18 protein-coding genes are annotated in these 20,182 nt (G+C 73.9%); 13 read left to right on the top strand and 5 right to left on the bottom strand.

What is annotated here, in order from left to right:
• Nucleotides 1-24: 24 nt before the first annotated feature.
• Entirely contained in the window at nucleotides 25-912 is an 888-nt protein-coding gene (locus OHA30_RS22775; protein ID WP_405786066.1) for a DeoR/GlpR family DNA-binding transcription regulator, read from the bottom strand.
• A gap of 922 nt (nucleotides 913-1,834) precedes the next feature.
• A complete protein-coding gene (locus tag OHA30_RS22770; RefSeq protein ID WP_328915708.1) occupies nucleotides 1,835-3,283 on the bottom strand; it encodes an NAD(P)H-quinone dehydrogenase in 1,449 nt (482 codons plus the stop codon).
• Nucleotides 3,284-3,369: 86 nt separating this feature from the next.
• On the opposite strand from OHA30_RS22770, the gene OHA30_RS22765 reads away from it, so the two are divergent.
• The 5 genes from OHA30_RS22765 to OHA30_RS22745 all read left to right on the top strand — a co-directional run bounded on the left by OHA30_RS22765 (nucleotide 3,370) and on the right by OHA30_RS22745 (nucleotide 9,155).
• Complete coding sequence (locus OHA30_RS22765; RefSeq protein ID WP_328915707.1) at nucleotides 3,370-3,807, top strand: gamma-glutamylcyclotransferase; 438 nt, start codon at nucleotides 3,370-3,372, stop codon at nucleotides 3,805-3,807.
• 1,105 nt (nucleotides 3,808-4,912) lie between these two features.
• Nucleotides 4,913-5,722, top strand: a complete 810-nt coding sequence (locus OHA30_RS22760) for a purine-nucleoside phosphorylase (RefSeq protein ID WP_328915706.1) — start codon at nucleotides 4,913-4,915, stop codon at nucleotides 5,720-5,722.
• A gap of 86 nt (nucleotides 5,723-5,808) precedes the next feature.
• Nucleotides 5,809-7,518: a phospho-sugar mutase gene (locus tag OHA30_RS22755; RefSeq protein ID WP_328915705.1), complete on the top strand. Its 1,710-nt coding sequence runs from the start codon at nucleotides 5,809-5,811 to the stop codon at nucleotides 7,516-7,518.
• A 385-nt stretch (nucleotides 7,519-7,903) separates the two neighbouring features.
• Nucleotides 7,904-8,665, top strand: coding sequence for a hypothetical protein (locus OHA30_RS22750; protein ID WP_328915704.1), 762 nt, complete (start codon nucleotides 7,904-7,906; stop codon nucleotides 8,663-8,665).
• A gap of 133 nt (nucleotides 8,666-8,798) precedes the next feature.
• Nucleotides 8,799-9,155, top strand: coding sequence for a VOC family protein (locus OHA30_RS22745; protein WP_328915703.1), 357 nt, complete (start codon nucleotides 8,799-8,801; stop codon nucleotides 9,153-9,155).
• Nucleotides 9,156-9,198: 43 nt separating this feature from the next.
• Here the strand turns inward: OHA30_RS22745 and OHA30_RS22740 are convergent, their stop codons facing one another.
• Nucleotides 9,199-9,885: a PH domain-containing protein gene (locus OHA30_RS22740; protein ID WP_328915702.1), complete on the bottom strand. Its 687-nt coding sequence runs from the start codon at nucleotides 9,883-9,885 to the stop codon at nucleotides 9,199-9,201.
• An 881-nt stretch (nucleotides 9,886-10,766) separates the two neighbouring features.
• On the opposite strand from OHA30_RS22740, the gene deoC reads away from it, so the two are divergent.
• Genes deoC through OHA30_RS22725 form a run of 3 tightly spaced genes read left to right on the top strand, consistent with a single transcriptional unit; the run spans nucleotide 10,767 to nucleotide 14,205 of the window.
• Entirely contained in the window at nucleotides 10,767-11,792 is a 1,026-nt protein-coding gene (deoC, locus tag OHA30_RS22735; RefSeq protein WP_328917955.1) for a deoxyribose-phosphate aldolase, read from the top strand.
• A gap of 5 nt (nucleotides 11,793-11,797) precedes the next feature.
• A complete protein-coding gene (locus OHA30_RS22730) occupies nucleotides 11,798-13,321 on the top strand; it encodes an aldehyde dehydrogenase family protein (RefSeq protein ID WP_328915701.1) in 1,524 nt (507 codons plus the stop codon).
• Complete coding sequence (locus OHA30_RS22725) at nucleotides 13,318-14,205, top strand: aldehyde dehydrogenase family protein (protein ID WP_328915700.1); 888 nt, start codon at nucleotides 13,318-13,320, stop codon at nucleotides 14,203-14,205. The genes OHA30_RS22730 and OHA30_RS22725 overlap by 4 nt, the downstream gene beginning before the upstream one ends.
• A 61-nt stretch (nucleotides 14,206-14,266) precedes the next feature.
• Here the strand turns inward: OHA30_RS22725 and OHA30_RS22720 are convergent, their stop codons facing one another.
• Nucleotides 14,267-14,671: a hypothetical protein gene (locus tag OHA30_RS22720; RefSeq protein WP_328915699.1), complete on the bottom strand. Its 405-nt coding sequence runs from the start codon at nucleotides 14,669-14,671 to the stop codon at nucleotides 14,267-14,269.
• Between the two features lie 116 nt (nucleotides 14,672-14,787).
• On the opposite strand from OHA30_RS22720, the gene OHA30_RS22715 reads away from it, so the two are divergent.
• Nucleotides 14,788-15,453 carry an ATP-binding protein gene (locus OHA30_RS22715; RefSeq protein ID WP_328915698.1) on the top strand — a complete coding sequence of 222 codons (666 nt, stop codon included), beginning with the start codon at nucleotides 14,788-14,790 and terminating at the stop codon, nucleotides 15,451-15,453.
• A gap of 188 nt (nucleotides 15,454-15,641) precedes the next feature.
• Here OHA30_RS22715 and OHA30_RS22710 read toward each other — a convergent pair whose 3' ends face one another.
• Nucleotides 15,642-16,415 carry a SigE family RNA polymerase sigma factor gene (locus tag OHA30_RS22710; protein WP_328915697.1) on the bottom strand — a complete coding sequence of 258 codons (774 nt, stop codon included), beginning with the start codon at nucleotides 16,413-16,415 and terminating at the stop codon, nucleotides 15,642-15,644.
• 243 nt (nucleotides 16,416-16,658) lie between these two features.
• On the opposite strand from OHA30_RS22710, the gene OHA30_RS22705 reads away from it, so the two are divergent.
• The 4 genes from OHA30_RS22705 (at nucleotide 16,659) to OHA30_RS22690 (ending at nucleotide 20,110) form a co-directional block, all read left to right on the top strand.
• On the top strand, nucleotides 16,659-17,336 hold the full coding sequence (locus tag OHA30_RS22705; RefSeq protein WP_177246411.1) for a response regulator transcription factor: 678 nt from the start codon (nucleotides 16,659-16,661) through the stop codon (nucleotides 17,334-17,336).
• Nucleotides 17,333-18,874, top strand: a complete 1,542-nt coding sequence (locus OHA30_RS22700; RefSeq protein ID WP_328915696.1) for a HAMP domain-containing sensor histidine kinase — start codon at nucleotides 17,333-17,335, stop codon at nucleotides 18,872-18,874. Before OHA30_RS22705 ends, OHA30_RS22700 begins: the two co-directional genes overlap by 4 nt.
• Complete coding sequence (locus OHA30_RS22695; RefSeq protein WP_328915695.1) at nucleotides 18,871-19,512, top strand: hypothetical protein; 642 nt, start codon at nucleotides 18,871-18,873, stop codon at nucleotides 19,510-19,512. The genes OHA30_RS22700 and OHA30_RS22695 overlap by 4 nt, the downstream gene beginning before the upstream one ends.
• A gap of 121 nt (nucleotides 19,513-19,633) precedes the next feature.
• Nucleotides 19,634-20,110: a VanZ family protein gene (locus OHA30_RS22690; protein ID WP_328915694.1), complete on the top strand. Its 477-nt coding sequence runs from the start codon at nucleotides 19,634-19,636 to the stop codon at nucleotides 20,108-20,110.
• Nucleotides 20,111-20,182 lie beyond the last annotated feature (72 nt).

The following is a 20,182-nucleotide window of genomic DNA, read 5'->3' as shown; positions in this document are numbered from 1 at the left end:
GCGGTACGTCGCCCGACCGACCGGTCACCTGCGCCGTACGTCGGCGAGCCGCGGGGTCGGCTGCTCGGCGCCCACGGCCTGGGCGGCGCGCAGCGGCTGGGGCCGCCGGGGGCCCGGCAGGGGGGAGTCCCGGCGCGGGCGCCCGGCGGCGATGACGTCCGCGCCAGACAGCTGGGCCACGGCGATCTGCACCCCGCGGTCGGCGAGCGCCTGGAGTTCGGTGCCGGCCCGCTCGTCGTCGGCCGGCGGCTCGTCGGTGACCAGATGGGTGATCAGATCGGTCGGCACGGTCTGGAACATGGTGTCGGCGCCGAGCTTGGTGTGGTCGGCGAGCACCACGACCTCGGCGGCGGCCTGCACCAGCGCGCGGTCGACGCTCGCGGAGAGCATGTTGGACGTGGAAAGACCGCGCTCGGCGGTCAGTCCGGCGCCCGACAGGAAGGCCCTCGACACCCGCAGCCCCTGGAGGGACTGCTCGGCGCCGCTGCCCACCAGGCCGTAGTTCGACCCGCGCAGCGTGCCGCCGGTCATCACCACTTCGACCCGGTTGGCGTGGGCCAACGCCTGGGCCACCAGCAGGGAGTTGGTGACCACGGTCAGTCCCGGCACCCGCGCCAGCCGGCGGGCCAGCTCCTGCGTGGTGGTACCGGCGCCGACCACGATGGCCTCGCCCTCGTCGACGAGTCCGGCCGCGAGATCGGCGATGGCCGTCTTCTCCGCGGTCGCTAGATGGGATTTCTGCGGGAAGCCGGACTCCCTGGTGAAGCCACCCGGCAGCACCGCACCGCCGTGCCGGCGGTCCAGCAGTCCTTCTGCCTCCAGTGCCCGCACGTCACGACGCACGGTCACTTCGGAGGTCTGGACGACTCGGGCGAGCTCCCGGAGCGAGACCGCCCCGTTCGCCCGCACCATTTCCAGGATCAATTGGCGACGTTCTGCAGCGAACACGAAACCGACAGTAACCCCAACGACCGGGTCGGTTCAGCGTTTTGCTCCGGATGACGGAAGTCGTGCACAAATCAGACCGCCAAGTGCTATACGCCGACCACCCGTTCGCCCGCCCCGCGGCGCCGGGCCGGGGCGGGCGCGCCCCCACCCACGCCGAGTGCCCGGCGGCGGCCCCCGCGGCCCCGGGCCGGGGGCAGGCGCACCCGGCGTCGGGCCGACTGACCGCTGTAAGGGCCGACTTCGGGACGGCGTCCCGCCACTGGGAGCCGATATACGGCCGACAGATCGATACCCGGCCGACGGCCCGCCCGGACAGCGCACGCGGGCGCCGGGCCGGACGGCTGCCGCGGGACTCACGGGGAGCCGGCACGGGCCGACCGGGCCCCCGCGGCCCCGCGCCGGGGCGAGCGGCCAGCGCCAGCCAGCGGGCCGCCGCAAGGCCGACTTCGGGACAGCGTCCCGCCGCTGAGGGCCGATATGCGGCCGACAGAGCGATACCCGGCCGACGGCCCGCCCGGGCAACGCGCGGGCGCCGGGCCGGACGGCTGCCGCAGGACTCACAGGGAGCCGGCACGGGCCGACCGGGCCCCCGCGGCCCCGGGCCGGGGCGGGCACAATCGGCGTAGGGCCGGCGGGGCGTTGGCCGGTCGGTCACCGCGAAGACCGGTGCCGGGTCGGCAGGTCGCCGCAGGGGACGATGCGCCGGAGGCGAGTCGGCGCGGACGGTCGCGTCCGGCCGGACAGCCGCCGCAAGGGCCGGCGGGCGGCCGACAGATCACCGACCGTCAGCCGGCGTCGGGCCGGCGGGCAGAGGCGAGCCGCCGTGGGGCCTCGCAGGGAGCCGACCTGCGGTCGGCGCCGGGGGGAAGCGAGCCGCAGGCTCTCCTCAGCCTTCGTCGGCGGTCTTGCGAGTGTGCAGCTGCCGCGCCACCTCGGCGATCGAGCCCGAGAGCGACGGGTACACCGTGAACGCGTTGGCGATCTGCTCCACCGTCAGACTGTTGTCCACCGCGATCGAGATCGGGTGGATCAGCTCGCTCGCCTTGGGCGCGACCACCACACCGCCGACCACGATCCCCGTCCCCGGACGGCAGAAGAGCTTCACGAAGCCGTCCCTGATCCCCTGCATCTTCGCCCGCGGGTTCCGCAGCAGCGGCAGCTTGACCACGTTCGCCGCGATCCGCTTGCTGTCCACGTCGGCCTGCGTGTAGCCGACGGTGGCGATCTCCGGGTCGGTGAAGACATTGGACGAGACCGTCTTGAGGTTCAGCGGCGCCACCGCGTCACCCAGGATGTGGTACATCGCGATCCGCCCCTGCATCGCCGCCACCGACGCCAGCGCGAACACCCCGGTGACGTCACCGGCCGCGTAGATGCCGGGCGCGCTCGTACGCGACACCCGGTCGGTCTTGATGTGCCCGGACCCGGTGAGCCGTACGCCCGACTCCTCCAGGCCCATGCCCGTCGTGTTGGGGATCGCGCCGACCGCCATCAGGCAGTGCGTGCCGCTGATCACCCGGCCGTCGGCGAGCGCGACCTCGACCCGGTCGCCGACGCGCTTGACGCCGGCCGCGCGGGAGCGGGCCATCACGTTCATGCCCCGGCGGCGGAAGACGTCCTCCAGGACGGCGGCCGCGTCCGGGTCCTCGCCGGGCAGCACGCGGTCGCGGGACGAGACGAGCGTCACGGTCGAGCCGAGCGCCTGGTACGCGCCGGCGAACTCCGCGCCCGTCACACCCGAGCCGACCACGATGAGCTCCTTGGGCAGCTCGTCGAGGTCGTAGACCTGCGTCCAGTTCAGGATGCGCTCGCCGTCCGGCCGCGCGTCCTCCAGCTCGCGCGGGCGGGCGCCGGTCGCGACCAGCACGGCGTCGGCGGTCAGCCGCTGGGTCGTACCGTCCTCGGCCTCCACGACCACGCAGCGCGTGCCCTCGGCGGTCGGGCAGCCCTCCAGCCGGCCCCGGCCGCGCAGCACACGGGCGCCGGCCCGGGTGACGGAGGCGGTAATGTCGTGCGACTGGGCGAGCGCGAGCCGCTTGACCCGGCGGTTGACCTTGCCGAGGTCCACGCCGACCACCCGGGCGGAACGTTCCAGCAACGGAGTGTCGTCGGCGACGATGATGCCCAGTTCGTCGTACGACGAATCGAACGTCGTCATCACCTCCGCCGTGGCGATGAGCGTCTTGGACGGCACGCAGTCGGTGAGGACCGACGCCCCGCCCAGGCCGTCGCGGTCCACGACGGTCACCTCCGCGCCGAGCTGCGCTGCCACCAGCGCGGCTTCGTAGCCGCCGGGTCCGCCACCGATGATCACGATCCGAGTCACGTACCCCATTGTCCCGCACGCGCCAAGCGAATGCCGCCGGGGGGCTGGTCCGCTTCCTTACGCCGGACGCATCCGGCTCCCGTACTCTCGTGTCCATGTCGCTCTACGCCGCCTACGCATGCAACCTCGACGCGCGGCTGATGACGCGCCGCGCCCCGCACTCCCCGCTGCGCGGCACCGGCTGGCTGGACGGCTGGCGGCTCACCTTCGGCGGTGAACAGATGGGCTGGGAAGGCGCGCTGGCCACCCTGGTCGAGGACCCGGGCCACCAGGTGTTCGTCGGCTTGTACGACATCGCGCCCGTGGACGAGGAGTCGATGGACCGCTGGGAGGGCGTCCCGCTGGGCATCTACCGGCGTACGACCGTTCGGGTCCACACGCTGGAGGGCGACGCGGCGGCCTGGCTCTACGTCCTCAACGACTACGAGGGCGGCCTCCCCTCGGCCCGCTACCTGGGCGAGATGGCCGACGCGGCGGAATCCGCCGGCGCGCCCTACGACTACGTCATGGAACTCCGCAAGCGCCCCTGCTGACGCCCTCCCGGCGGGCGCCCTCCCGGCGGGCGCCCCGCGCGGCACAGCCCTGACCCCCAAGCACCCGCCCGGCGAACATCGACGTCGCCCCGCCCCTGCCCACCAGCGCCCGCCCGCGCCGGGCCGGCGGGCCAACCCGCCCGGCTGCCGCCGCTTCGGCGGCAACGCCTCCAGCGGCCGGGGACCGCGCCCCCTCACCCCAACCTCTACGCGCCAGCGCGCCCGCGCCGGGCCAGCGGGCCGGCGGGCCACGCCCGACACTCGGGGGGCCGAACCGCACCCTCCGGCACCCCGACCTTTGCGTGGCAGCGCCCGCCCGCACCAGGCCAGCGGGCCAACCCGCCCGGAGGGCGACCGCCGGGCCGCAGCCCGCACGGCTGCCGCCGCGGCAGCGCGCGCCGGGCCGGCGGGCCGCGCCGCGCGGTCCTGACGTCCGCCCCTGCGGGTGCGACCCGGGCGCCGGATCGCACCCGCCGCCCGAAGGCGGTCACCCCAGGCACCCGCCCTGCGCGCATCGGCGGCGCCACGCCCGACACCCGGGGGCCGAATCGCGCCCTGCTGCAACCCGACCTTTGCGTGGCAGCGCGCGCCCGCGCCGGACCGTCGGGCCAACCCGGCCAGAGGGCGACCGCCTGACAGCAGCCCACACGGCTTCCGCCACTCCGGCGGCAACGCCTCCGGCGGCCGGGGACCGCGCCCCCTCACCCCGCTCCCTGCGCGGCAGCGCGCGCCCGCGCCGGACCGTCGGGCCAACCCGCGCGGCCGCACCCTCGCTACGGCGTCCCAGCCGCCCCGCCCAGAGGGCGACCGCCCGGCCACAGTCCGCCCGGCTGCCGCCGCTTCGGCGGCAACGCCTCCAGCGGCCGGGGCCGCGCCCTCCGCACCCCCGACCCCTGCGCGGCAGCGCGCGTCCGCGCCGGGTCAGCGCGGGCGCGGCGCGCGGTCTTGGCGTCCCGCCCGGAGGGCACCCGCGGGGCGCAGGAGGTGCGGGCGCACGGCTGGTGCACGGGTTCGGGACGAAGTCCATTGTCGGAAGATCTGATTTCTTGCGGCTCAGTTGGGGGGACGTCTACGCGCGTAGGCCGTTACGGGTTACGCTCTGCGCGTGAACGATTTCGTGAACCCCGATCCCTACGCCGCGGCCACCGTCGCCGCCGCCCGCCTGCGCGAGCTGACCGGCGACGGCACCCACGACGTGGCCCTGGTGATGGGCTCGGGCTGGGTGCCCGCCGCCGACGCCCTGGGCACCCCCGAGCACGAGTTCCCGATCACCGACCTCCCCGGTTTCCCGGCGCCCGAAGTGGCCGGCCACGCGGGCCGCGTACGGTCGGTCCGCATCGGCGGAGTCCGCGCCCTGATCTTCCTCGGCCGCACCCACCTGTACGAGGGCCGCGGCGTCGGCACGGTCGTCCACGGCGTCCGTACGGCCGTGGCCGCCGGCTGCAAGACCGTCGTCCTCACCAACGGCTGCGGCGGCCTGCGTCCCGGCTTCCGCCCGGGCCAGCCCGTACTGATCAGCGACCACATCAACATGACGGCCACCTCGCCGATCGTCGGCGCGAACTTCGTCGACCTCACCGACCTCTACTCGCCCCGGCTGCGCGCCCTGTGCAAGGACGTCGACGCCTCCCTGGAGGAGGGCGTCTACGTCCAGCTCCCCGGGCCGCACTACGAGACCCCGGCCGAGATCGGCATGGTCCGCGCGATAGGCGGCGACCTCGTGGGCATGTCCACGGGCCTCGAAGCGATCGCCGCGCGCGAGGCGGGCGCGGAGGTGCTCGGCATCTCCCTGGTCACCAACCTCGCCGCCGGGATGACCGGTGAGCCGCTCAACCACGAGGAGGTCCTCGAAGCGGGCCGTGAGTCCGCCTCCCACATGGGCGCCCTCCTCACCCGGGTCCTCGCCAGGCTCTGAACCGCCCGGCGCCCGACGACGAGACCGCCCGGCGCCCGATGACCACCCCGCCCGGCCACGAGGGCCCCACCCACGGAGGAGCGACGATGAGCTCGGACCTGCTGACCACCGCCCGGCGCTGGCTCGCCGAGGACCCGGACCCGGACACCCGCGAGGAGCTGGCGGCCCTCCTCCGGGCCGCCGAGGCCAATGGCGGGGCCAATGGCGGGGCCGACAACGAGGCCACCGCGGCCCTGGCGGCCCGTTTCGCCGGGACCCTCGAATTCGGCACGGCCGGCCTCCGCGGCGAACTCGGCGCCGGCCCCACCCGGATGAACCGCGCGGTGGTGATCCGGGCCGCCGCCGGCCTGAGCGCGTATCTCAAGGCCCGCGGCGGTGGCCTCGTCGTGATCGGCTACGACGCCCGCCACAAGTCCGAACGGTTCGCGCGCGACACCGCCGCCGTCGTCGTGGGCGCGGGCCTGCGCGCCGCGCTGCTCCCCCGGCCCCTGCCGACGCCCGTGCTCGCGTACGCGATCCGGCACCTCGGCGCCGCCGCGGGCGTGATGGTGACCGCGAGCCACAACCCGCCGCAGGACAACGGCTACAAGGTCTACCTCGGCGACGGCTCCCAGATCGTGCCGCCGTCGGACACGGAGATCGCCGCCGAGATCGCGGCGGTGGGCGCGCTCGCGGACGTCCCCCGGCCCGACGGCGGCTGGGACGTACTCGGCGAGGACGTCCTGGAGGCGTATCTGCGCCGGGCGGTCGGTGTCCTGGCCGAGAACGGTCCGCGGGACGTCGCCACCGTGTACACGCCGATGCACGGCGTCGGCCTGGAGACGCTGACCGCCGCCTTCGCCCGGGCCGGTTTCCCCGCGCCGACCCCGGTGGCCGAACAGGCGGCGCCCGACGCGGACTTCCCGACGGTGGCGTTCCCCAACCCGGAGGAGCCCGGGGCGATGGATCTGGCCTTCAGGGCCGCGCTCACCGCCCGCCCCGACCTCGTCATCGCCAACGACCCCGACGCGGACCGCTGCGCCGTCGCCGTACCCGACCCCGGGGCCCCCGCGGGCTGGCGCATGCTGCGCGGCGACGAACTGGGCGCGCTGCTGGCCGTCCACCTCGTCCGTACCGGCGCCGCAGAACCCGGCCAGGACACCTTCGCGGCGAGCATCGTCTCCTCTTCACTGCTGTCGAAGATCGCGGCCCGCGCCGGGCTCGGCTACGAGGACACGCTGACCGGCTTCAAGTGGATCGCCCGCGTGCCCGGCCTGCGCTACGGCTACGAGGAGGCGCTCGGCTACTGCGTCGACCCGGCGGGGGTACGGGACAAGGACGGCATCACCGCCGCGCTGCTCGTCGCGGAACTGGCCGCCGGCCTCAAAGGGGAGTCCCGTACGCTCACCGGCCTCCTGGGCGGCCTCGCGCTCACCCACGGGCTGCACGCGACCGACCAGTTGTCGGCGCGGGTCGCCGATCTCTCCCTGATCGGCGCGGCGATGTCCCGGCTGCGGTCCCGCCCGCCCACGGCCCTGGCCGGGCTGGCCGTCGTATCGGCGGAGGACCTGACCGCCGGGGCGGGGGGCCTGCCCCCCACGGACGGTCTGCGCTACGGGCTGTCCGGCGACGCCGGGCGGGGGGTGGGGTCCGCCCGGGTCGTCGTCCGCCCGAGCGGGACGGAGCCGAAGCTCAAGTGCTACCTGGAGGTCGTCGTCCCGGTGGCGGACGCAGCGGCGCTCCCGCGCGCCCGCGTGACGGCGGCGGCCGTCCTCGCCGCTCTGAAGTCCGACGTCGCCGCTGCCGCCGGGCTCTGACAGACGCCGGCCCGGCCGGCGAACGGCCGCCGGACGGCCCGAGCCCCTTTCCGGGCGGCCGGGGCGGCGGACCGGCGCCCTGATCGGACGGGAACGGCCGACGGCCCGTCAGGAACGCCGCAGAGAGCCCTGGAAGGCCCTGGACGCCCGGACCGCCCGGGACGGCCCCGGCGTACCATTTCGGCCGTGGTGCGGCTCGTACCCACGTCGCGTCCGATCGTCCGATCCTCCAGGGGCAGGGGCTCACATGGACTACTGTGCGTGCGGCAGAACGGCCACGGGACGCTGCGTAGCCTGCGTACAGCCGTGCTGCGACGGATGCAAGGACCGCCGGTACGCCGCCCAAGCCGCGGCGGCCGCCCGATCGGGTATCGCGCGGGTCGAGGTGCTGTGCCGACCCTGCGGGACGCGCGAGTTGGAGGCGCTGCACACCGCCCGCCTGAACCGGATCACGGCGGCGGACCCCCACCACGCGCGGCTGCTGGCGCTTCACGCCCATGTGGAAGCCGGGCCGCCGCGTCGGTTCGGGAGAGACCCGCAAGGGGACCACTGGCCGCTGTTCGAGGAGTCCCGGGCCGCGGGGGTCCCCTTCTCGGCCGGCAGCGCGCATCTGGAGTTGCTGGCGATGATCCGGGCCGGCCTCGTCCTGCCGCGTCAGAACCGGTTGTCCGTGTTCGCCTGTGCCAGGGTCAACCCCCGCTTCGGGGCTCCCCGCACAGAGCTGCACCCGCTCGGTGACCTCGGGGTGACGCTGATGCGCGTCCCCCTGAGCGACAGCGAGACCGACCCGGGCGTCTCACTCGCCCTGCGCGCGGACGGATGCCTCGTCGCGTCCTTCCGATGGCCGCGGCACCGGTACTTCCGGATCCTGACCACCACGGACGGCAGCACCCCCGCCCCCGTGTCCTGGGACGGTGACTACATGTTCAACTCGGTCACGGTGAAAGAGGCACGCCGGATGACGGCGGAGGCGGCGGCCGAGATGGACCGGGTGCGGCAGGCACCGGCGGCGTCGTACGAGTTCGACCGGCTGGTCCCCGACCACCCGGAAACCCGGGCCTACGCGGAGCACTCCCTGGCGCACGCGCTGTGGGGCGTGATCGACCGCGAACGGACGCCGGGGCTGCCGACGGGAGCCTGGTCCTGACGGTGCGGCGCGGGGTCCGGCGCCGGGCTCACGGGGGCTGGCCCTCCGGGTGCCGGACCGCGGGGTGCTGGACCCGGGGGCGCCGGCCAGGGAGGATCGGAGCCCGGTCGGGGGCTAACGCGAGGAGCACGGAATGGGCGTACGGCGAGTCGTACCGGACGTACGTACCGGGTCGGAGGAAGCCATGGCCGCCGGCCGCCGGTTCTACCGGACGCTCGGGCTGGAGGAGGTCATGGACCTCGGGTGGGTGGTCACCCTCGCCTCGCCCGCCAACCCGACCGCGCAGGTGACGCTGATCACCCGGGACGAGAGCGCCGGGACCGTACCCGACATGAGCATCGAGGTCGACGACGTGGACGCGGTGTACGCGGCCGTCGTCGCGAGCGGGGCACGGATCGTGCATCCGCTGCGCGACGAGGAGTGGGGTGTACGGCGCTTCTTCGCCGAGGACCCGAACGGCCGCGTGGTGAACGTCGTCAGCCACCGCTGAGCGTCGCGGCGGTCACGCGTCGGCCGTTCGGCCGCTGAGCTGTTCAGCCGATCGCGAGCAGGACGATCAGGACGATCGCCCCCGCCACCGCCGGAGCGATGATCTCGTAGCACCACCGAATCGCCGGCTCCCCCCGCACCCCGTCCTCGGGCGCGGGCCGGTGCTCGGACAGCTCACGGAGATCGGCGAGCGCCTGATCGGACCAGGAACGGACCGTCCCGTCGCTGCCCGGCGTCGGGGGCCGCCGCCGGGCCCCGCCGAAGGCGTCCTTGCGCTGTCCGTCGCCCGCCGACTTGGCCCGGGCGTCCTGCCGGGCCGCGCGCTTGCGGGCGCGCAGGGAGACGGGGATCGCCCAGAGCTGGAATTTGCGGCTGCCGGAGAAGAGTTCCGTCGAGAACGACGCGCGCAGGGCGTCCACCGAGGTCCACGGCAGGGTGATCGTACGGAACGGGTTGCGGATACGGATCCGCTCGGCGTTGGCGAAGACCGCGGGGCGGACCGTGAAGGCGACGATGAGCGGTACGGCGAGCAGCAGGGCGGCGATGGCCACCCAGGGGGTGTGACCGGTGCCACGGGCGATCGCGTCCCCGCCGAGCCAGCCGGCGAGAACGAGCAGCAGGATTCCTCCGCAGACACCGGCCGTCGAACGGTAGGCGCGGTCGGCGTACTGCGGCTGCCCGGGACCGGCGGTGGCCGGGGAGGTCGGGCGGTCGTGATGGGGGCTCGTCATAAGTCCCGATTGTGCCTGACGCCTGCGGCGCGCCCCGCACACCCGGTCCCGCCCGGCCCCGAACCTCGGCGCCCCTCGCACCCCGGGGCCGTCCGGCCCCGGACCTCGGCCCCCGCCCCAGGGCCGTCCGGCCCGAGAGCCGGCCCACCTGCCCCGCCCGCCCCGACCCCGACTCTCCCGCCATCGCGGCTTGTCGCGCAGTGCCCCGCGCCCCTAACGGGACGCCCCAACCCGGGCCGCCCGGGCCCAGGGGCCAAGCCCACACCCCCCACCCGCGGGGCCGCGGCAGCAGCCCCCGCCCACGACACCGCCTGCCCCGCCCGCACGAAACCCGACTCTCCCGCCACCGTGGCTTGCCGCGCAGTTCCCCGCGCCCCTGACGGGGCACCCCGTCAGGGGCGCCCGGGAATGACCCCGGCCCGGACGCAGAGGGCAAGCCCACGCCCCCACACCCCGGGGCCGTCCGGCCCCGGACCTCGGCCCCCACCCCAGGGCCGTCCGGCCCACCTGCCCCTCCCGCACGGACCCCGGCTCTCCCGCCACCGTGGCCTGTCGCGCAGTTCCCCGCGCCCCTAACGGGACGCCCCAACCCGGGCCGCCCGGACGTAAGGGCCGAGCCCATGCCCCGGCCACGGGCCCGCGGGGAGTCGGCGCCCACGACACCACCTGCCCCGCCCGCACGGAACCCGGCTCTCCCGTCATCGTGGCTTGTCGCGCAGTTCCTCGCGCCCCTGACGGGGCGGCCGGACGCAGGGGTCGAGCCCATGTTCACGCGCGCGGGGGCGCGGGGAGTCGGGGGCGCGCGCTTGGGGGGAGGGTCGGGGCCCGAGGCCGGGGGGTGGCGGGGTGGCTACGCGCGTAGATATGCTGAGCTCGTGACCATGTCCCCCGTTGTACCCGCCCACGCCCCCGACGCCGCGGGTCGTCTCGCGCGCCTCGCGGACGTCACCGCCTCCGACAGCGCGCTCCGCCGCTTCCTGCACGGCCTGCCGGGGGTCGACGCCGTCGGGCTCGAAGCCCGCGCCGCCGGCCTCGGCACCCGTTCGATCAAGACGACCGCCAAGGCGTACGCGATCGACCTCGCGATCTCGATGATCGACCTGACCACCCTCGAAGGCGCGGACACCCCCGGCAAGGTCCGGGCCCTGTGCGCGAAGGGCGTACGGCCCGACCCCACCGACCGCACCGCGCCCCAGGTCGCGGCGATCTGCGTCTACCCGGACATGGTCGCCGTCGCCAAGGACGCCCTCGGCGCCTCCGGCATCCACGTCGCCTCCGTGGCCACCGCCTTCCCGGCCGGCCGCGCCGCCCTGAGCGTGAAGCTCGCGGACACCGCCGAGGCGGTCGCCGCCGGCGCCGACGAGATCGACATGGTCATCGACCGCGGCGCCTTCCTGTCCGGCCGTTACATGGAGGTCTTCGAGACCATCCGCGCGGTCAAGCTTGCCTGTGCCCGCCCTGGGGGCACCTCCCGGGCCGCAGGCTCCGGGGGAGGCACCGCCGCCCACCTCAAGGTGATCTTCGAGAACGGCGAGCTGTCGACGTACGACAACATCCGCCGCTGCTCCTGGCTGGCGATGCTCGCGGGCGCCGACTTCATCAAGACCTCGACCGGCAAGGTCGCCGTCAACGCCACCCCGCCCAACACCCTGCTGATGCTCGAAGCCGTCCGTGACTTCCGCGACGCGGTCGGCGTCCAGGTCGGGGTCAAGCCGGCCGGCGGCATCCGTACGACGAAGGACGCCGTCAAGTACCTGGTGATGGTCAACGAGACGCTGGGCGACGACTGGCTCTCCCCCGACTGGTTCCGCTTCGGCGCCTCCAGCCTGCTCAACGACCTGCTGATGCAGCGCCAGAAGCTCAGCACCGGCCGCTACTCCGGTCCCGACTATGTGACGGTGGACTGATTCCCGTGACCTCGACACACCAGAAGTTCGCCTACGCCCCCGCGCCGGAGTCCCGCGCGATCGTCGATCTGGCGCCCTCGTACGGCCTGTTCATCGACGGCGAGTTCACCGAGGCCGCCGACGGCACCGTCTTCAAGACCGTCTCGCCGTCCACCGAGGAGGTACTCGCCGAGGTCGCCCGCGCGGGCGAGGCGGACGTGGACCGCGCGGTGAAGGCGGCCGGGCGGGCGTTCACGAAGTGGTCCGCGCTGCCGGGCGCCGAGCGCGGCAAGTACCTGTTCCGGATCGCCCGCATCCTCCAGGAGCGCTCCCGCGAGCTGGCCGTGCTGGAGTCGCTGGACAACGGCAAGCCGATCCGCGAGACCCGCGACTTCGACCTGCCGACCGTCGCCGCGCACTTCTTCTACTACGCCGGCTGGGCCGACAAGCTCGACTACGCGGGATACGGCCCGAACCCGCGCCCGCTGGGCGTCGCCGGGCAGATCATCCCGTGGAACTTCCCGCTGCTGATGCTGGCGTGGAAGATCGCCCCCGCGCTGGCCACGGGCAACACCGTCGTCCTCAAGCCCGCCGAGACGACCCCGCTGTCCGCCCTGTTCTTCGCCGACGTGTGCCGCCAGGCCGGGCTGCCGCGCGGTGTCGTCAACATCCTGACCGGGTACGGGGACGCGGGCGCGGCCCTGGTCGCGCACGAGGGCGTCGCCAAGGTCGCCTTCACCGGCTCGACCGCGGTCGGCAAGGCCATCGCGCGTACGGTCGCGGGCACCCGCAAGAAGGTCACCCTCGAACTGGGCGGCAAGGCCGCGAACATCGTCTTCGACGACGCCCCGATCGACCAGGCCGTCGAGGGCATCGTCAACGGCATCTTCTTCAACCAGGGCCATGTCTGCTGCGCGGGTTCGCGGCTGCTGGTCCAGGAGTCGGTGCAGGACGAGGTGCTGGACGCGCTCAAGCGGCGGATGTCCACGCTGCGGGTCGGCGACCCGCTGGACAAGAACACCGACATCGGCGCGATCAACTCCCCCGAGCAGCTGGCCAGGATCACCGCGCTCGCCGAGGCGGGCGAGGCGGAGGGCGCCGAGCGCTGGGCGCCGGCCTGTGAACTGCCGGAATCCGGCTACTGGTTCGCGCCGACCCTCTTCACCGGTGTGACCCAGGCCCACCGGATCGCCCGCGAGGAGATCTTCGGCCCGGTGCTGTCGGTACTGACCTTCCGCACTCCGGCGGAGGCGGTGGAGAAGGCGAACAACACACCGTACGGACTGTCCGCGGGCATCTGGACGGAGAAGGGCTCACGCATCCTGTCGGTGGCGAGCAAGCTCCGGGCGGGCGTGGTGTGGGCCAACACGTTCAACAAGTTCGACCCGACCTCGCCGTTCGGCGGTTACAAGGAGTCCGGCCACGGCCGGGAAGGCGGCCGGCACGGCCTGGAGGGGTATCTCTCCGAGGCGGCCGGGCCGACGAGCGCACATGACGGACATCTCCAGGCGCTGCCCGGGGGAGAGCGAGAAGGCGAGCGCGACCGATGAAGACGTCCGAGGCACCGCGACTCAGCGTGTTCAAGACCTACAAGCTGTACGTCGGGGGCAAGTTCCCCCGCTCCGAGAGCGGCCGGGTGTACGAGGTGACGGACTCCAAGGGCGGTACCTGGCTGGCCAACGCGCCGCTGGCGTCCCGCAAGGACGCGCGGGACGCGGTGGTCGCCGCCCGCAAGGCGGTGCCGGGCTGGTCGGGCGCGACGGCGTACAACCGCGGGCAGGTGCTCTACCGCGTCGCGGAGATGCTGGAGGGGCGCCGCGAGCAGTTCGCCCGCGAGGTCGCCGACGCCGAGGGCCTGTCGAAGGCGAAGGCCGCCGCGCAGGTGGACGCCGCGGTGGACCGCTGGGTCTGGTACGCGGGCTGGACGGACAAGATCGCCCAGGTGGTGGGGGGCGCCAACCCGGTCGCCGGTCCGTTCTTCAATCTGTCCACGCCGGAGCCGACGGGCGTGGTGGCCGTGCTGGCCCCGCAGGAGTCGTCCTTCCTCGGCCTGGTCTCGGTGATCGCACCCGTGATCGCCACCGGGAACGCGGCCGTCGTGGTGGCCTCCGAGCGCGCGCCGCTGCCCGCGCTGTCCCTCGGCGAGGTGCTGGCCACGTCGGATCTGCCCGGCGGGGTGGTCAACGTCCTGTCCGGGCGTACGGCGGAGATCGCGGCGCCGCTGGCCGCGCACCAGGACGTCAACGCGATCGACCTGACCGGGGCGTCGGCCGAGCTGGCCGTGGAGCTGGAGCGGGCGGCCGCGGACAACGTCAAGCGGGTCCGCCGCCCGGCCGTCCCCGGCGGCGCCGAGGACTGGACCGCCGACCCCGGCACTGGGCGCCTCACGGCGTGGCTGGAGACGAAGACGGTCTGGCACCCGATCGGTTCCTAGCCTCCATGGGGCTCTGTCCCCGCCGCACGAGGGCGGGGACGGAACCCTGTCGGGGGAGCCGTTATCCGGGGAGCAGGGCCGCGACCGTACCCACGACCGGCAGCGTGCCGAGCGAAGCCCCGTGCGTCACGGGGCCGGTGGCCACGGCCGTCGACACCGGCTGGAAGTCCGCGATCTGCGACCCGACCGCGTTGTCCAGCGGGTCGACGCCCGTGTTGGCCAGCGGGTCGAGTGTGAGGTTCTTCACCGGCGCCACCCCGGCGGCCAGCGCGCCGGTCACCGTCCGGGTGGGCAGGGCGTCGACCAGTCCGCCGGTGGGCAGCACACCGGTCAGACCTCCGGCGGGGAGCGCGTCGGCGACGCTCTGCCCGGGCGGCGGGCCGGCCGCGACAGCGGCCCCCGCGGGGACCACCGCCGCGGCCGCGGCGGTGAGGGTGAGTACGAGCGCGGTACGAAGCGAGTGCATGGTTCCGGTCCTGTCGACGGAGTACGTGCTGTCGCAGAGTAACGCAAGAGACGCGCAGGGTAGTTGTCTTCCCGCGGGTCGTCCCCCGGCCGGGGTATGCGGGAGAATCGTTTCCCGTGAGTTCACCCTCCCCTCAAGCCGCGTACGGGACCACCCCTCCTCCGCTGCGCGCCCGTGTGATCCTGCTGGCCGGGCCCTCCGGCTCCGGAAAGTCCTCGCTCGCCGCCCGCTGCGGGCTGCCCGTCCTCGTCCTGGACGACTTCTACAAGGACGCGGGCGACCCCACGCTGCCCCAACTCCCGGGCGGTACGGGCGTCGACTGGGACGCGCCCGGGTCGTGGCACCCGGAGGCCGCCGTCGCCGCCGTCGCGGAGCTGTGCGCGCGGGGCGCCGCCGACACCCCGGTCTACGACATCTCGGCCAGCGCGGCGACCGGCGTGGCGCGGCTGGACCTCGGCGGTTCACCGGTCTTCGTCGCCGAGGGCATCTTCGCCGCGGAGATCGTCGGGCGCTGCCGTGAACTCGGGCTGCTCGCCGACGCGCTGTGCCTGCGCGGCCGGCCCACGACGACGGCCAGGCGCCGCTTCGCAAGGGATCTGCGCGAGGGGCGGAAGTCGGTGCCGTTCCTGATCCGCCGGGGTCTGCACCTGATGCGGGCCGAACGCGGCATCGTGGCCCGGCAGACCGCGCTCGGCTGTCACCCGTGCGGGCACGACGAGGCACGGCGGCGGATCGCCGCCGCGGCCGAGGCCGAGCGGGAGCGCGTACCCGTGGAGGTGTGAACCCTGGGTGTGAGAGCCCGGGGTGTGAGAGCACGAACAAGCAGCGCGCACACAGCAGGGCCTCGGGACATACGGCGGGACCGGACGGCTTCCCCCTCGCCGTCCGGTCCCGCGCTCCCCCGTGTCCCCCCTCTGTTTCCCCCCGCTCCCCCGTATCCCCCGTTTCCCCCCGTCCGGTCGCCGGTGGTTCAGGCCACCAGCTCGCCGAACGCGTCCTCCTCGTCACGGCCGAAGTTCAGCGCCTCGTCGTCGCGCATACGCCGCAGCGAGCGCCAGATGCTGCTCTTCACCGTGCCGACGCTGATGTTGAGTATGTCGGCGATCTCCGGGTCGGTCCGGCCCTCGTAGTACCGCAGCACGAGCATGGTCCGCTGCTGCTCGGGCAGCCGGGCGAGCGCCTGCCACAGCACCGCGCGCAGCTCGGTGCCGCCCATCTCGTCGGTGTCGCCCACGGTCTCGGGCAGCTCCTCGGTCGGGTACTCGCTGAGCTTGCGCCGCCGCCACGCGCTGATGTGCAGATTGGTCATCGTCCGGCGCAGATATCCGCCGACCGCGGCCTTGTCGCTGATCCGGTCCCAGGCCCGGTAGGTGGAGAACAGCGCGCTCTGCAACAGGTCCTCCGCCGCGAACCGGTCACCGGTGAGGTGGTACGCGGTCGCGTAGAGGGAAGCTCGGCGTTCCTGGACGTAGGCGGTAAAAGCCGCTTCCGCCTCTGCCTCCTGCGCCTGGGAACGCGTGGTACGGCCACCGTCGTCCGGGGTCTGCCGGCGCGGGATCGTCCGGTCCGCGTCACCGACCGGCGCGATGTGCGCCGGCCGGGGACGGACGGAACAGGCGGTGCGTCCGGCGCCGCGAACGTACCCCCGTCCGCTCGCGGCGCCGGACAACTCGGTGGCTCGGACCGCGGGGTGCGTGTGCGCGGAATGAACTGCGGTGGTGGTGGAGCTGTGCAGTGCGTTCATTTGAGCGCCCCCGTCGGTGGAACCTGCGGCATGGGTTTCGGCGTCGCATCCGGTGTGGCATGCGTTCTTCCGATGGGCATAAGAGTGCCGGGCCAGTTTCATGACGCTGTCCGCCGAGTGTCACAGGCCCGTCACAGAGACCGGCGAGCCGTGTCCCCCGTGCGCGGGGCCCGGCGCGTTCCGCGCGCCCTGTGTTCTCCCCGTGCTTCAACCGGCCGCCGAGGGTAGGCAACAATGTCCGGCGTGCCTTTCCTGTTGCTTATCGAGGATGACGACGCCATCCGTACCGGTCTCGAACTCGGCCTGTCCCGCCAGGGCCACCGCGTGGTGGCCGCGGCGACGGGCGAGGACGGCCTGAGACTGCTCAAGGAGCAGCGCCCCGACCTGATCGTGCTGGACGTGATGCTGCCGGGGATCGACGGCTTCGAGGTGTGCCGGCGCATCCGGCGCACCGACCAGCTGCCGATCATCCTGCTGACCGCGCGCAGCGACGACATCGACGTGGTGGTCGGGCTGGAGTCCGGGGCCGACGACTACGTCATCAAGCCCGTGCAGCCCCGGGTACTCGACGCCCGGATCCGCGCGGTGCTGCGGCGCGGCGAGCGGGACAGCACGGACTCGGCGGCCTTCGGCTCGATCGTCATCGACCGCAGCGCGATGACCGTCACCAAGGACGGCGAGGATCTGCAGCTCACCCCGACCGAGCTGCGGCTGCTGCTCGAACTGAGCCGGCGGCCGGGGCAGGCGCTGTCGCGGCAGCAGTTGCTGCGGCTGGTGTGGGAGCACGACTACCTCGGCGACTCACGGCTGGTCGACGCGTGTGTGCAGCGGCTGCGCGCCAAGATCGAGGACGTGCCGTCGTCGCCGACGCTGATCCGTACCGTCCGCGGGGTCGGCTACCGCCTGGACACCCCTCAATGAGACGTGGCTCGATCGGCGGGCCGTTCGGCCTGCTGCGCTGGACGAGTCTGCGACTGCGGCTGGTCGCGGTGTTCGCGCTGGTGGCGCTGACGGCCGCGGTGTCGGTGTCGGGGATCGCGTACTGGCTGAACCGGGACGCGGTGCTGACCCGCGCGCAGAACAGCGCCCTCAACGACTTCCGGGACTCCTTGCAGCGCAACGCCGCCGATCTGCCGGTCGAGCCGACCTGCCAGTCGCTGAACACGGTGGCGACCCGGATAGGCGGCCCGGACACGTATCAGGTGGTGCTGATCGACACCACGCCGGACGACGGGCCCTGCGCGGCGCCCTCGAACCGGGACGCGTTCTCGATGGACGACGTGCCGGCCTCGCTCCAGCGGGCGGTCAACACCCGGCACGAGAAGGACCAGAACCGCTACCACCTGCACTGGGAGCGGATCTCGCTGGAGGGCCACCCGTATCTGGTGGCGGGCGCGCGGATAAACGGTGACGGGCCGACCGGCTACATGCTCAAGTCGCTGGACGCCGAGCGCAAGGACCTCAACTCGCTGGCCTGGTCGCTGGGCATCGCCACCCTGCTGGCGCTGATCGGTGCGGCGCTGCTGGCGCAGGCGGCCGGTTCCACGGTGCTGCGGCCGGTGCGGCGGCTCGGCGAGGCGGCCCAGCGGCTCGGCGAGGGTCATCTCGACACCCGGCTGAAGGTTTCGGGCACCGACGAGCTGGCCGAGATGTCGCGGACCTTCAACAACGCGGCCGAGGCGCTGGAGGTCCGGGTCGAGGAGCTGAGCGCCCGGGAGGCGGCCAGCCGCCGCTTCGTCGCGGACATGTCGCACGAGCTGCGCACCCCGCTGACCGCGATCACCGCCGTGACCGATGTGCTGGAGGACGAGGCGGAGGCGCTGGACCCGATGATCGCCCCCGCCGTACGGCTGGTGGTCAGCGAGACCAGGCGGCTGAACGAACTGGTGGAGACGCTGATGGAGGTCACCCGGTTCGACGCCGGGACCGCGAAGCTGCGGGTCGACGAGGTGGACGTGGCGGACATGATCATGGCCTGCATGGACACCCGGGCCTGGATGGACTCGGTGGAGCTGGACGCGCCCCGCGGGGTGCTGGCCACCCTCGACCCGCGCCGGCTGGACGTGATCATGGCGAACCTGATCGGCAACGCGCTCAAGCACGGCGGGTCGCCCGTACGGGTGGCGCTGCGCACCGAGGGCAGCGCGATGTCCGGCGAGGTCGTGGTGGAGGTCTCCGACCACGGGCCCGGCATCCCCGAGGACGTGCTGCCGCATGTCTTCGACCGTTTCTACAAGGCGGACGCCTCACGGGCCCGCTCCGAGGGCAGCGGCCTCGGCCTGTCCATCGCGATGGAGAACGCGCACATCCACGGAGGCGACATCACCGCGGCCAACAGCCCCGACGGCGGCGCCGTCTTCACCCTGCGGCTGCCGATCAGGCCGCGCGAGGAAGGCCCGGAGGACGGCGAGGGCCCGGACTTCGGCCCGGCCGACGGACCCGCGGGGGACGCCCGATGAGCGGGCACGACGCGGGACGCCGCGACGACGGTCAAAGACGCGGTACGCGGCGGCTGGCGGCCGTGCTCGCCACCGCCGCGGTCGCCGTGGCGCCACTGCTGAGCGGCTGCGGCATCCGGACCACCTCGGTGCCCGTCGACGCGGGGCCGGCGCCGTCGCGGGTGTCGTGCGCGGCCCCGAAGGCGTCGTCGACGCCCACCGAGAACGTGGTGATCCGCAAGGTGTACCTGGTGTGCAGCATGCAGATCGCGCCGGTCTCCAGGAGCGTTCCGCTGCGCGACCGGAGCACCGACCGCTACACGCAGGTCAGGGAGTTGCTGGCGCAGTTGCAGATGAGCCCGAGGATCGCGGAGACCAAGGCCGGGTTCTCCACGGCGGTGCCCGGCACGCTGGAGATCACCCCGGGGGCCAAGGGCGACCCCAGGGACGCGCTGCGGCTGAGCGAACCCCATGACGAACTGCCGTCCTTCACGCTCGCGCAGATCGTCTGCACCCTGACCGCCGACGCGCTGGTCGCGCCCAAGCACCGGGTGATCCTCGGTGACCCGGCGCCGGGCAAGCTGCGCTCGTACACCTGCACTCCCGATCTGCGCACCCGTTCGGAGGCCGCCGACACGGCGGGCACCGAAGTGTCGTGAGGAAGTCGCCCGCTCGCCCCGCGCGGCGGTGTGAGCGGAATCACCGGCTCCGCGCGGCCCCGCCGGGGGAACCGCCGCGGGGGCGTGCCGCGTCCTGGGCTGTGTGCGGTACGACGGCTCCATGATCAGGGTGCGCGCGGCGGGGCTGCTGCTCACCGCCGCCTATCTGGCCTTCACCGGCTGGATGCTGCTGCGCCCGCACTATGTGCCCTGGGTACCCGCGCCCAATCTCCAGCCGCTGGGCACGATCCGCGAGGACCTGGCCATGGGCCCGGCCCAGGCGGCCCGGCGGATCGGTGCGGGGCTCGGACTGCTGGCGCCCCTCGGGGTGCTGCTGCCGATGGCGGGCGGCCGGGCGCACACCTCGGGCGTCGCGTCCTTCGTGCGGACGGTCTTCGCCGGGCTGATGGTGTCGCTGTCGCTGGAGTTCGCCCAGACGATGGTGCCGGGCCAGCTCTTCGACGTGGACGCGCTGCTGCTCAACACCGCCGGGGTCGCGGTGGCCCATCTGCTGGTCGTGCCCGCGGTACGCCGCAGACTGCGCGGGGCGGCCGCCCAGCGCCCGCCGCGGCAGCCGGTGACGGCCGGGGTGCGGTAGGCCCGTACGCGTACGGCCGGTGGCTTCAGGTACGCCGACGGGCCGCGCCCCCTCCCCGTACTGGAGGGGGCG

The sequence above is a fragment of the Streptomyces sp. NBC_00223 genome, from assembly GCF_036199905.1.
Lineage (GTDB): Bacteria > Actinomycetota > Actinomycetes > Streptomycetales > Streptomycetaceae > Actinacidiphila.
This window is presented reverse-complemented; position numbering and strand designations above follow the sequence as displayed.